Source organism: Vibrio sp. 779(2023) (genome assembly GCF_033344285.1).
GTDB classification, from domain to species: domain Bacteria; phylum Pseudomonadota; class Gammaproteobacteria; order Enterobacterales; family Vibrionaceae; genus Vibrio; species Vibrio alginolyticus.
Genome location: NZ_JAWPOM010000011.1, coordinates 167554 through 179760, shown reverse-complemented (window position 1 = coordinate 179760; position 12207 = coordinate 167554). Strand labels below are relative to the sequence as shown.

Below are 12207 nucleotides of genomic sequence, written 5' to 3'. Positions count from 1 at the left end.
GACGTCACAAATTTGCGTGCGGATTTTTCCATGAACAGCAACAAGTGGTGATGCGGCGTGCCGTCTTGGTGAGGCTCAACAATGCGCATCCCGTAAACCTTGATTTTGCTCTTATCAATCGACTTACGAAGATTCGCCCAAACGCCCATTAAGTAAGCGTGAGCTGATTTCGCGTCAGGCTTGCCAGCCTCAAGCCATTTAGGGTTGATGTCACTCTTAGAAACAGAGTGAAAACGAGACGGAGCTGTTACCGTGAAGAACACCGCATCGTGATTCGATTCTTGAGCGATTTCCTCAAAGCCACGCAGACGAACAAACATTTCAGCGCGGCGAATCTCAGCGTTAGAAACCGACTTAGCCGATAACTCACTGAGTGTGAAGTAGTTAGACGGGTCAGCCTCATCGTAAGCAATCGTGTTTTCTAGCGCGATGCGGTTAGACGTATTGCGGTCACGTTGACGGCTTAGAGAAAAATCCGAGCAGTAAACTTGCTTACGGCGTTGAACAAGCGCTAAATCACGCGCAACACATTCAACCTCGTAAGCACATTTACGGCGCAGCTGACGAACAAGCCAATGCTCATCAAGCGCACGGTTCACCAATGCGAAAAGTTCACAGTTGTTTTCTGCGTATTGAACTTGCTCAGGTGAAAATGCCAAGCCTAATGAATCAAGAAGTTGAACCGCTTTATCAAAACGCGCTTGTGATTGTTCAAGAGGAATCGCACTTAACACGCGAGAAAAGTCGCGTGATTTGCGCTTGGCTAGATTGGTAATTTGCTCATCTGACATCGCGTAGCTGTAGCCGTGCTCAGTCAAACGGTCGTGAGCGTCGTTAACTGCGCGTACAGCTTCCAGAGCGTTGCGTGTTTTCAGAATGTCGGTGTAAGCGCGTGTCATGTGTCGAGCGAAGTCGCCGTTACGGTGTAATGACTTCGGCAAGTCCAAACAAGGGTTAGAAGTAGGGCGCTCAATAAAATCTGACAGGTCGTGTGAGTAGATTGGCGCACTCATTGCAGATTTCACTGCCGACGGAATGAAATCCTCAGGCGTTGTGAATCTGTGGTCGACGTACTCAAAACGATGGTCGAATAAGTTGTCAGGAATGTGCTCACATGAAGCCCAAGAATGGACAGGAACAAAATCAATCCATTCTTGTTTACCTGATGCCAAATCAATAACAAGTTCACGCATTATTGAGCCTCAAGCTCTGAGTAGAATTTACGCTTCTCATCTTTGCCAGAGCAATGTGAAACAACCAGATACTCGTAAACGGTGACGCGACCGTCAGAGGCATAGTCGCGAGCCAACTCGCCACAAAACTCATGGTCAAGATAAAACGCAAAAGTTTCGTAATCGTCGTATGGGATTTCAAACGAGTCGTAGATAAGGGAACCAAAGAAATAAATACCCGCCGCAATAACCGAGACAAGAAACAAACTCCAAGCGCGATTCAGATATATTTCTAGTTTTTTTGTATTGGAGACTTCTGACATAACAACCACCTTGACTAGTTGTGAGAGCGACCGCCGAAGCCAAGACGTAAGCGTCAAGGGCAAACGCCCAGAGCTAAGGCGATCTGATACTGATTGAATAACCAAATTTGGTTAGTAGCGTAATCACCAAAATTGGTTAGCGCAAGACACCAAAAATGGTGATTGATGAGCTAAACTGACGGAAATGGAGGAAGCGGTATGTACCAGAACAAACTATTAGATGCCTACAAAAAGGCTCAAAGTTACGTACAAGACAAACAAATTGCAGCGGATATGAATGTGCCGCCGCAAAGAATCAGTGATTTCCGCAAAGGAAAGCGTTATATGACTGATACACAAGCAATTTTTCTTGCAGAGCAATCAGGTTTAGACCCTGAGATTGCATTGTTGGGTTGTCACGCTGATCGCAATGATAATCCGCAGATAAAAGCAGTATGGGAAGGAATTGCAAAAAAGTTTAATGGGCTTGGATTATCAGGAATCTCAATGGCTTGCACTGGATTAGCCTTAGTGATTGCAAGTCCACAGGAACCACTATTACAGTGCGCATTATGTATATTATGTTAAATTAAATATTGCTGTACGCTAAATGTTGTCTGAGTATGCTCCTATTCCCCTGCAGATTTTAAATTTAAGGGCCTTACTGTGAGCATTAAACATAATCGTTATTTACCATAAAATACTTAATATAGATCTTAATAATCTATCGATTGTTAAGATCTATATTAACGCCTTTTTACTTATTGAAATGACTGTATAGCTTCAAAGATATCTTGTCTTCTAACTGGCTTGGAAATGAATCCGTCCATACCGGCATCCAGGCATTTATCTCTATCGCTTTCTAGCGCATGTGCAGTTAACGCTATAATCGGGGTCCTGAGACCTTTATCTCGAATAAGTCTTGTTGCGGTAATTCCATCCATCACTGGCATCGAGACATCCATGAGAATCAAATCGATTAAATCCTCATTCTCTTCTAAAAATGTTAATGCCTCTGCTCCATGGCTTGCGATATGAACATTATGGCCAAGCTTATTTAAGATAAGCTTTATTACGAACTGATTCGACTCGGTATCTTCTACGACGAGAAGTTCCATTGCTTTTGTCGGTTGATTGGTTTCGATTCTAACTGGACGACTTTGATTACAACGAGTCAAAACTGGAATCGAAATCGTAAAGGTTGAACCAACATGCTCATCACTTTTAACGGCAATCTTGCCACGCATCATTTCGACTAAATGCTTGGTTATTGCGAGCCCCAGTCCTGTACCACCGAAGCGTCTCGTGATGGAACGGTCTCCTTGATGAAATGCCGTAAACAAGTGCTCTTGCTTTGCTTTAGATATACCAATTCCAGTGTCAGATATTGAGATCACAAGTTCAGCATCTTGCTCAGATACAGAAACTTTTACTTCACCTTCGTCTGTAAACTTTATTGCATTCCCTATTAGATTAAACAGAATTTGAGATAACCGCGTGGAGTCAATCCAAAATTGTTTGTCATTAGTGACAGTACAGTTGAGCTTGAATTTAAGATTTTTCTTCTTAGCGATTTGTTTTTGCTGAGAAATAACAAAAGTGACAGTGTCTCTTAAGTTAATCCATTGTTCATTGAGCTGAAAGCGACCTGACTCGATTTTAGAAAGATCAAGAATGTCACTGATTATCGCGAGAAGTAACTCTGCAGAGCACTCCATTTGGCTCAAAGCATCAATTTGTTCTTCTGACAAGGTTGATTGCTTCAGTATATCTAGCATTCCAAGAACGGAATTTAAAGGGGTTCTTATTTCATGACTCATCATCGCTAAGAACTCCGACTTAGAGCGGTTCGCAAGCTCTGCTTCTTCTCTTGCTTTAGCGAGCTGAGTTGTTCTTACCTCAACGATACGTTGTAACTTCTCTTTGGTCTCGATATCAATGACCGCCCTTTCAATTAAGGGACGAAACCGCCTCAAGGTTTCCTTATTCTCTATGCTAAAGTGCCCTTTCTGAGCTCCAATAAGTAGGATTACGGTTTGCGTTACTTCTGAACGTATACCAGTTAAAACGACCGAGTTTACATGGCTTTTTATAAAGCTGTTTAAGTTAACAAACTCAGCGAGTTTATCTGGCTCGAACAGCAGAATGCATTCACCATTGAGAGCTCTCTGATAGGTGTTACCGTGTAACCAGGATACATTATCAAATACGCTATTAGTTGATATCAATGTTCTGAAGGGATATCGTTCACCATCACGAGTCAGTACAATAAAATCATCGAAGTTGATGTACTTTTTGAGGACATTGTTTAATCCCGTAAATATCTCATGCCGATTCTTTGCCTCACTCATCGCAGATATCGCGGAAAGAATGGCCTTGTTTTCATCGGCGAGTAGTCGTTCTCTTTGTCTAGCCTGCTTTAGCTCAACTAACGCTTCTTGAAGCGCTTCCTGTTGATATATGTCTAAGTATTTATCTTTCATAAGGTTTATGGAATATAGCCGATGAAATCATCAGGTTTCCATGTCCATTCTCACCACCAATAAATCTACCTTGCTCGCCGAAAGTAAAAGGGCAAATAAAAGGCAAATGTTCTAGTTCTTGGTTAATTTGTTCACAAACGCTATTCATGTCTTGCATTAAGTGCAACATGGGACCTGCGCAAAAGATATTTATCACTCCAATTTTTCGAGACTCTTCTAATTTTTGGTTAAAAGCGGCATTGACGACTTTTGCAGCGCGCGCAACGAGATGCTCACGACTTCCTTTCATTAATGTGAGCTCGTCACCCTCTTCTATTCGTGTAAACAACTCGATTCCACCATCTTGCGTCTCACGGATCGGATGGGATAACTTGTAATATGGGCGATCATAGAGATGACCTGCGATCCGCCCTAATGGATAAGCACTCGAGTTTGTAAACAGCATATTATCTTTACCTACTTGGTTATCCTGGTGATTTGTCCACCTTCTATAAACATTGAGCGCAGGTTCGTTATCAATTTCAAGTAAGCATCTATCGTTGGTCTTGGTTGCAACACCTTTGATATTAGTTGGTGTATGTCCAGCGCTAAAAGCGATATCAACAGGTTGAGAGGAGTAAAAGAGAGTTAAGCTTAAACCTGAAGTTTGAGAGCCTTGGGCGGTTATCACAGACCATTTCCCAGCGATGTTATTATCAGCGGCCGAACCACCAATAATTGGAATTAGAGTTCCAAATCTTTCATCTATAGACGCAATGATTGATTCCTCTTGCCCTGGTGTAGCATGAAGTAGAATTAAGTTTGGTACTTCTCCTACACGGTTTGCGTTCTCAAGGGCCATATCCAAAGCCTTGGTGACGCTGTCACCTGAGTTGTGATTAGAAATACCAGTACCATAAGCATGAGGACCTGTATCATAAACAGCAAGTGCCGCAATTACTGGGCCTGTATGAAAGCCCTGATCTGTCATTACGGCTTGACATGAACTGGCGCCATGAAAAGGCACACCAGGAAAATGCGCAAGAAACGCTTCTCGAATCAACTCAAAATTGTATTCTTCCGTGTAGTAACACATCACGTAAGACAAGCTCTGTTGTGTCAATTCGGACCTGAGCGTTTTTATCGCTGAGTCTTCATCTTTAATATGAGTAAAAACTGATTGGCAATGCATACGATTTTATAATTGGATATCACTCTGCTGTTATACCATTCCAACCAATTTTCTCTAGGTAAGAAGGTGTTAATTTCATTAATAAGTTACGATTATCTCGTGATAGATCGTATTTATAATTGAACTACAACAATGTTTTCACCTTTTTTAAAGGTGATTTTTTTCGATTCAGGCATGATGTCCCATTCTACTGACTTATGCTTCTCATTGAGATTGATAAAATTACCAGATTGATTTAGATCAATTTTTAGAGTGCTACTTTCTGTCGTTTCGAGCGAAATTCCCATTGAGTCACGATTAATCGTGATTATTTCTCCTTCAATTGTTACATCGCATCGTTCTTTTTGTGAACAGTCAACGCTATTAACACTCTCGTGTGTAAAGGTACGCCAGAAAAATGCGCCTATTAAAACACTGAGCATGATTAAGATTTGTGCAAGTCGCGCCTTTGTTAACTTTTGTGCAGGCATAATTACTAATATCCTTGTTACAAACTTCAAACTTTTTAAATAAAAAATGATTTCCAGAGGTCCAGTAAGGTTACTACCCTGTCATTGAATTGTTAATTCAAGTATAGTGTCACGCTGAAAATGCCACTTTTTATTAAAGTCAGCAATGGAAATAAGGTGATGATAACACTTGAATTCTAGAGTTTACTTGGGTGGTGTTACGACGCAAGTCGTGTTGGAAGTAAAAGTGTAGTTAATTAGAAATTGGAAGCATGCAAATGAGCCAAGTAAAGCAGCTTGAACAAAACTACAACTATACAGTCGTTCGCCAATTTACCCTTGTGACCATTTTATGGGGCATAGTTGGTATGGCTGTTGGTGTTTTGATTGCCGCTCAATTAGTTTGGCCACAGCTAAACTTTGATACGCCGTGGTTGACGTACAGTCGCTTACGTCCACTGCATACTAATGCGGTAATTTTTGCGTTTGGTACCAGTGCTCTGTTCGCAACGTCTTATTATGTTGTACAGCGCACATGTCAAACACGTCTTTTTGGTGGCCCACTCGTTGCCTTCACCTTTTGGGGTTGGCAAGCAATCATCCTGGCAGCAGCCATTACTTTGCCTCTCGGTTTAACATCGGGTAAAGAGTATGCTGAGCTAGAATGGCCTATTGATATCGCAATTGCGCTAGTATGGGTATCATATGCGGTGGTGTTCTTCGGCACACTAGTGAAGCGAAACACGTCACATATTTATGTGGCAAACTGGTTCTTCGGTGCCTTTATTATCACAGTAGCAGTACTTCACATCGTGAACAGCATGGCTATTCCTGTGTCACTTGGTAAATCTTACTCGATTTACTCGGGCGCAGTGGATGCGATGGTTCAGTGGTGGTATGGACACAATGCGGTAGGTTTCCTACTGACCGCTGGTTTCCTAGGTATGATGTACTACTTCGTTCCTAAACAAGCTGAACGTCCTGTTTATTCTTACCGTCTATCTATCGTTCACTTCTGGGCACTTATTTCTCTATATATTTGGGCAGGCCCTCACCACCTTCATTATACAGCGCTACCAGACTGGACTCAGTCTCTAGGTATGGTTATGTCGCTGGTTCTATTTGCTCCTTCTTGGGGTGGTATGATCAACGGTATTATGACGTTATCTGGTGCATGGCATAAGCTTCGTTATGACCCTATCCTACGTTTCCTAATCGTTTCACTGTCGTTCTACGGTATGTCTACCTTTGAAGGCCCGATGATGTCGATTAAGACGGTTAACGCACTTTCTCACTACACAGACTGGACCATTGGTCACGTTCACTCTGGTGCGTTAGGTTGGGTTGCGATGGTTTCTATCGGCTCTGTATATCACTTGGTACCTCGCCTATTTGGCCAAGAGCGTATGTACTCTGTTGGTCTAGTTAATGTGCATTTCTGGCTAGCAACAATCGGTACCGTTCTTTACATCGTTGCGATGTGGATCTCTGGTGTAATGCAAGGTCTTATGTGGCGCGCGGTTAACTCTGACGGTACGCTAACTTACAGTTTTGTTGAATCTGTAGAAGCGTCTTATCCGTTCTACTTTGTACGTTTCCTAGGCGGATTTATCTTCCTATCTGGTATGTTCCTAATGGCATACAACACGTACAAAACGGTAAGTGCACCTAAAGAAAGCCTAAAAGCTATCCCACATCCGGCATAAGGAGATTTAAGAATGAGTAATAATTCTAATAATCGCCATGAAATCTTAGAACGTAATGTCGGTTTGTTGGCTATTTTTATCGTGTTTGCTATCAGTTGGGGTGCTCTTGTAGAGATCACTCCTCTGATTTTCCAAAAGCAAACGACTGAACCTGTAGAAAATCTGCGCGCTTACACTCCTTTGGAGATGGAAGGCCGTGATATCTACATCCGTGAAGGTTGTAACGTCTGTCACAGCCAGATGGTTCGTCCTTTCCGCTCAGAGACTGAACGTTACGGTCACTACTCTGTTGCTGGTGAGAGTGTTTGGGAACACCCATTCCTTTGGGGCTCTAAGCGTACAGGCCCGGATTTAGCTCGTGTTGGTGGTCGTTATTCTGACGAATGGCACCGTGTTCACCTGTTAGATCCTCGTGAGCTTGTACCTGAGTCAAACATGCCAGGTTTCCCGTGGCTAGCTGAAAACGTTTTAGACGGTAAGCTAACTCAGAAGAAACTTGAGCTATTTCGTGATCAGTTCGGCGTTCCATACACTGATGAAGAGATCGCGAATTCGGCTAAAGAAGTAGAAGGTAAAACAGAGATGGATGCAATCATCGCTTACCTTCAGTCTCTTGGTCATGCAATGAAGTAAGGGGATCATATGGATTTCGGTACAATTCATAGTATTTATACCGTTGTACTCTTCGCTAGTTTTATTGGCATCGTATGGTGGGCATTTAGTAAAAAGCGTAAAGCACGCTTTGAAGAAGATGCCAACTTGGTGTTTGCTGACGAAGAACAAAAGACCCCTAATAACCAAGGAGTGAAGAAGTAATGACTACATTCTGGAGTCTCTGGATTATCGTGATTACTGTCGGTACGCTAGTAGGCTGTGCGATTCTCCTGACTTGGTGCGCTAAAGATAAAATGGGCGTCGAGGAAGGGGAAGACATGGGCCACGAGTACGATGGTATTCGCGAGCTAAACAACCCTCTACCAAAGTGGTGGACTTACCTGTTTGTAAGCACATTTGTGTTCGCAGCAGTTTACCTTGCCCTATTCCCAGGTCTAGGTAGCTTCAAGGGCTTTTTAAACTGGCAGAGTTCGGCTCAAACCGTTCGCTCACTAGAAGAGTCAAAAGAAGCCATCGCTGCAGCACAAGAGAACAAGCAACTAAACCAATATGCAAAAGAACTGGATGATGCCGACGCTTACTTCGGCGAAGCATTCCGTAAACTTGCGCACAATGACAGTGGTCTACGCCCAATTCCTGAAATTGCGCAAGATCCTGAAGCATTAAAAGTTGGTCAGCGTTTGTTTTTGCAAAACTGTTCTCAATGCCATGGCTCTGATGCACGTGGTCAGAAAGGCTTCCCTAACCTGACTGATGATGCATGGCTATATGGTGGCGAGCCAGCAGCGATCGTTACAACCATCATGCACGGCCGTATTGGTCAAATGCCAGCATGGAAAGATGCCCTTGGTGAGCAAGGTGTTCAAGAAGTTGTAAGTTACACACTTAGTCTATCTGGTCGTAAAGTAAATGCTCGTGAAGCCGCGGCAGGTAAAGCACGCTTCGTAGTGTGTGCAGCTTGTCATGGTACCGATGGTAAGGGTAACCCTGCAGTCGGTGCGCCTGACCTTACAGACCAAGACTGGTTATTTGGTGACTCTCGTGCAGCTGTAACAGAAACCGTAATGAACGGACGCTCAGGCGTAATGCCTGCGTGGAAAGACATTTTGGGTGAAGATAAAGTTCAGCTCGTTGCCTCATATGTCTGGAGTTTAAGTAACTCAGAGAGTAAGTAACTGAGATATTACGTAACATAGCAATAACAGCCCCTTTCATAGGGGCTGTCTTTCCTTTAAATTTAACGCCTTACATTTTTTCATTTAGCTGTTGAGAACTTTTTTATGGTAAAGCCTTGGTATAAACAATTTTGGCCGTGGTTCCTAATCATCCTTCCTCTTACTGTCGTAGTTTGGACTGTGATTACTGTGGTCGTTTTCTCGAACAACTCTGTTTCTTTAGTCGCCGAGGATTACTATAAAAAAGGCAAAGGCATTAATATCGACATTAGTAAAATGAATGTCGCTCGTGACCTAGGTCTTAACGCTGAGATTTCCTCTGAAAATAACAATGTTGTGATTGTTTTCGCTAAAGGGAAGCTACCTCATTACCCTGCTCTAACGGCCACTTTCACTCATCGCACTCTTCCTGATCGTGACTTCACAAAGCTTGTAACAGCGGATGCATCTGGTAATTACCGACTAAAAGCTGAGGAATCTATTCAAGGACCATGGTTTGTTGAACTACAACCACACGACAAGCAATGGATGATCCAAGGTAAAGTTGAGTTTCCTGCCTCTTCAACACCGTTAATGAAGTAAGCATATGTGTAAATCCTGTTATCACTGCGGTGAAGATGTACCAGCCAACACGGATTTCAAAGTAGAAATATTGGGTGAAATTCGCGACATGTGTTGTCCGGGCTGCGAAACTGTGGCGCAGACTATTGTCGATAGTGGTCTTGTATCATATTACCAATACCGCACTGCGCCTGCAGAAAAGGCAGATCTAGTACCAGAGCAACTCCAAGCTTTAATTCATTATGACAATGCGGATGTACAATCTGAATTCGTACGAAATCGCGAAAATGTTTCTGAAGTAACCCTTTCTTTGGAAGGCGTTTCATGTGCCGCTTGTGCGTGGTTAATCGAAAAGCAAGTTTCTAATACGGCCGGGTTGGTATCTATCCGTGTTAATACAACCACCAATCGAGCGTTACTAGCCTGGGATAAAACTCAGGTACGGTTAAGCGAGCTCCTTTCCGTTATTCATAAACTTGGTTACAAAGCTGCACCTTTTGAAGCAGATAAGCAAGAAGCCTCTTACCATCGAATGATGAAGCAATATCTATATCGGCTAGGTATTGCAGGTTTAGCAACCATGCAGGTCATGATGCTCGCCGTTGCACTGTATCTCGAAGTCTTTGGTGATTTAGAGCCAGAGTTTAAAAGTTACTTTCGTTGGGTAAGTTTGATTTTTGCTACTCCTGTTTTGCTTTATTCCGCTCTTCCATTTTACTTAAACGCATGGCGCAGTATCAAAGGCCGAACCCTTGGTATGGATGTCCCGGTTTCTATCGCGTTGATCTTTGCCTATGTTGCAAGTTTAGTTGCAACAGTAACTGAACAAGGCGAAGTCTTCTTTGAATCTATCTCGATGTTTACCTTCTTTTTGTTAGTAGGTCGATTCTTAGAGATGCGCGCTCGTCGCAAAGCTGCTGCAGCGAGTGGTAACCTTCTTAAGTTGATTCCTGCAATAGCTACAACGCTGGACGGTGATCAGATACCCGTGAAGACGCTAAAAGTTGGCGATCGTATTCGCGTTCTACCTGGTGAACATATCCCCGCTGACGGTAAAGTTATTTCAGGCCGTATTCATATTGATGAATCCATGCTAACGGGCGAGTCAGTGCACGTTGTGAAACGAGAAGGCGATATTGTTTATGCAGGAACGCTAAACGGAGACGAATCATTTGAACTTGAGGTAGTAAGCTCAAAGGCCGATTCAATGATTTCTAACATCGTGCGTTTACAAGATGAAGCTCAACACTCCAAACCTAAAATTGCGGAAATTGCAGACATTGTCGCCCGTTACTTTGTTGGTGTGATTCTTATTATCTCTGCTGGTACTTGGTTTTACTGGCATCAAACAAAACCAGATGATGCGTTTTGGATCATGCTGTCTGTGTTAGTTGCTACATGCCCATGTGCGCTATCTCTGGCCACTCCGACCGCTCTCACTTGTGCTACCTCTAGAATGGGTAATTTTGGCATTTTGCTTCGCAAAGGCCATGTGTTTGAGACACTATGTAAGATCAATCACTTAGTTGTAGATAAAACAGGCACTCTAACGAAAGGTGATATTGAGATCTGTGAAACAAAGGTATTTAGTGATCTCCCACAGAAAGATTGTCTATCACTAGCTGCAGCTTTAGAGGCTCATGCAAACCACCCTATCGCTCGTTCTTTTGCAACTTACACCAATGATGACTTTATCGTGTCTGACGTGCAAAACGTGATTGGTTCAGGGATTGAGGGGATCTGGAATGGCAAAATCGTTAAGATAGGCAGTGCGGTTTTTGTTCAAGGCAAAGAAAGTGGTGAAAGCCAGGCGGTCTATCTGTCGGTTGATGGCAAGCATGTCGCTAGCTTTTACTACCGCGACCCTATCCGAAAAGAAAGCAAAGCCTTTATTCAACGTTTTGCTGACGCTGGAATTAAGACAACCCTGCTAACTGGTGATTCTCTCTCAAACGCCCAACCAGTGGCGAATGAAATTGGTATCGATCACATCGTCGCGTCAGCAAAGCCAGAAGATAAGCTTGCATACCTTAAGAGCTTGGACGAAAACAGTATCACTATGATGGTTGGTGATGGAATTAATGACGCGCCGACTCTCGCCGGAGCTCACCTTTCTGTCGCAATGGGCGGTGGTACAGATGTCGCTAAAGCTTCTGCAGATATGACGTTACTTGGGGATAATCTCGAAAAGCTACTAGAAGCACGTTTGCTTGCACTGCGTACAAGAAAGATTATTCGAGAAAACTTGGCTTGGTCTTTGGGTTACAACCTGTTAATTTTGCCTTTGGCGGTCGCAGGTTTAGTGGCTCCCTACATTGCAGTAGTTGGCATGTCTGCAAGCTCAATTATCGTTGTATCTAACTCTTTGCGCCTGCTCAAAGAGAAATAAGTAGAGAAAGCAAACATGGAAAGTCTTTATATATTGATTCCCATCGCTATCGTTCTCGTTTGTGTTGCTGTCGCCGTTTTTCTTTGGGCGGTAAGAAGCGATCAGTTTGAAGATCTTGAACGGCAAGGGCACAACATTCTTCTCGACGAAGAAGACCAATCTAATAGTGATAAAAAGTAGCGAC

At 43.1% G+C, this 12207-nt stretch carries 13 protein-coding genes; 8 read left to right on the top strand and 5 right to left on the bottom strand.

The window, feature by feature from the left end:
* The coding region (locus tag R8O70_RS15450) for a replication endonuclease (RefSeq protein ID WP_318184243.1) at positions 1–1193 on the bottom strand (1193 nt) is incomplete at its 3' end.
* The gene (locus R8O70_RS15445; RefSeq protein ID WP_213895332.1) at positions 1193–1495 is read right to left on the bottom strand and encodes a hypothetical protein; all 303 of its coding nucleotides are present in this window, start codon (positions 1493–1495) and stop codon (positions 1193–1195) included. The genes R8O70_RS15450 and R8O70_RS15445, both read right to left, overlap by 1 nt.
* A gap of 198 nt (positions 1496–1693) precedes the next feature.
* On the opposite strand from R8O70_RS15445, the gene R8O70_RS15440 reads away from it, so the two are divergent.
* Positions 1694–2062: a DUF3693 domain-containing protein gene (locus R8O70_RS15440; protein WP_083151288.1), complete on the top strand. Its 369-nt coding sequence runs from the start codon at positions 1694–1696 to the stop codon at positions 2060–2062.
* A gap of 173 nt (positions 2063–2235) precedes the next feature.
* On the opposite strand, the gene R8O70_RS15435 is transcribed toward R8O70_RS15440, so the two are convergent.
* The 3 genes from R8O70_RS15435 to R8O70_RS15425 all read right to left on the bottom strand — a co-directional run bounded on the left by R8O70_RS15435 (position 2236) and on the right by R8O70_RS15425 (position 5598).
* Positions 2236–3957, bottom strand: a complete 1722-nt coding sequence (locus R8O70_RS15435) for an ATP-binding protein (protein WP_154204585.1) — start codon at positions 3955–3957, stop codon at positions 2236–2238.
* Entirely contained in the window at positions 3947–5128 is a 1182-nt protein-coding gene (locus R8O70_RS15430; RefSeq protein WP_151514797.1) for an FIST signal transduction protein, read from the bottom strand. The genes R8O70_RS15435 and R8O70_RS15430 overlap by 11 nt, the downstream gene beginning before the upstream one ends.
* A gap of 113 nt (positions 5129–5241) precedes the next feature.
* Positions 5242–5598 (bottom strand): hypothetical protein, encoded by a 357-nt coding sequence (locus R8O70_RS15425; RefSeq protein WP_005377473.1) that lies wholly within the window; start codon positions 5596–5598, stop codon positions 5242–5244.
* A gap of 257 nt (positions 5599–5855) precedes the next feature.
* Between R8O70_RS15425 and ccoN the strand changes: the two genes are divergently transcribed.
* From ccoN to ccoS, 7 genes are all read left to right on the top strand, one after another.
* Positions 5856–7283: a cytochrome-c oxidase, cbb3-type subunit I gene (ccoN, locus tag R8O70_RS15420; RefSeq protein ID WP_005396488.1), complete on the top strand. Its 1428-nt coding sequence runs from the start codon at positions 5856–5858 to the stop codon at positions 7281–7283.
* Between the two features lie 12 nt (positions 7284–7295).
* On the top strand, positions 7296–7916 hold the full coding sequence (gene ccoO, locus R8O70_RS15415; RefSeq protein WP_005377475.1) for a cytochrome-c oxidase, cbb3-type subunit II: 621 nt from the start codon (positions 7296–7298) through the stop codon (positions 7914–7916).
* Positions 7917–7925: 9 nt separating this feature from the next.
* A complete protein-coding gene (locus R8O70_RS15410; protein WP_005377485.1) occupies positions 7926–8099 on the top strand; it encodes a cbb3-type cytochrome oxidase subunit 3 in 174 nt (57 codons plus the stop codon).
* Positions 8099–9073 (top strand): cytochrome-c oxidase, cbb3-type subunit III, encoded by a 975-nt coding sequence (gene ccoP, locus R8O70_RS15405; RefSeq protein ID WP_005377487.1) that lies wholly within the window; start codon positions 8099–8101, stop codon positions 9071–9073. The genes R8O70_RS15410 and ccoP overlap by 1 nt, the downstream gene beginning before the upstream one ends.
* Positions 9074–9178: 105 nt before the next feature.
* The gene (locus R8O70_RS15400) at positions 9179–9655 is read left to right on the top strand and encodes a FixH family protein (protein ID WP_005377489.1); all 477 of its coding nucleotides are present in this window, start codon (positions 9179–9181) and stop codon (positions 9653–9655) included.
* A gap of 4 nt (positions 9656–9659) precedes the next feature.
* Entirely contained in the window at positions 9660–12023 is a 2364-nt protein-coding gene (locus R8O70_RS15395) for a heavy metal translocating P-type ATPase (RefSeq protein ID WP_258624326.1), read from the top strand.
* A gap of 15 nt (positions 12024–12038) precedes the next feature.
* Entirely contained in the window at positions 12039–12203 is a 165-nt protein-coding gene (gene ccoS / locus R8O70_RS15390; RefSeq protein ID WP_005377493.1) for a cbb3-type cytochrome oxidase assembly protein CcoS, read from the top strand.
* Positions 12204–12207: the final 4 nt, after the last annotated feature.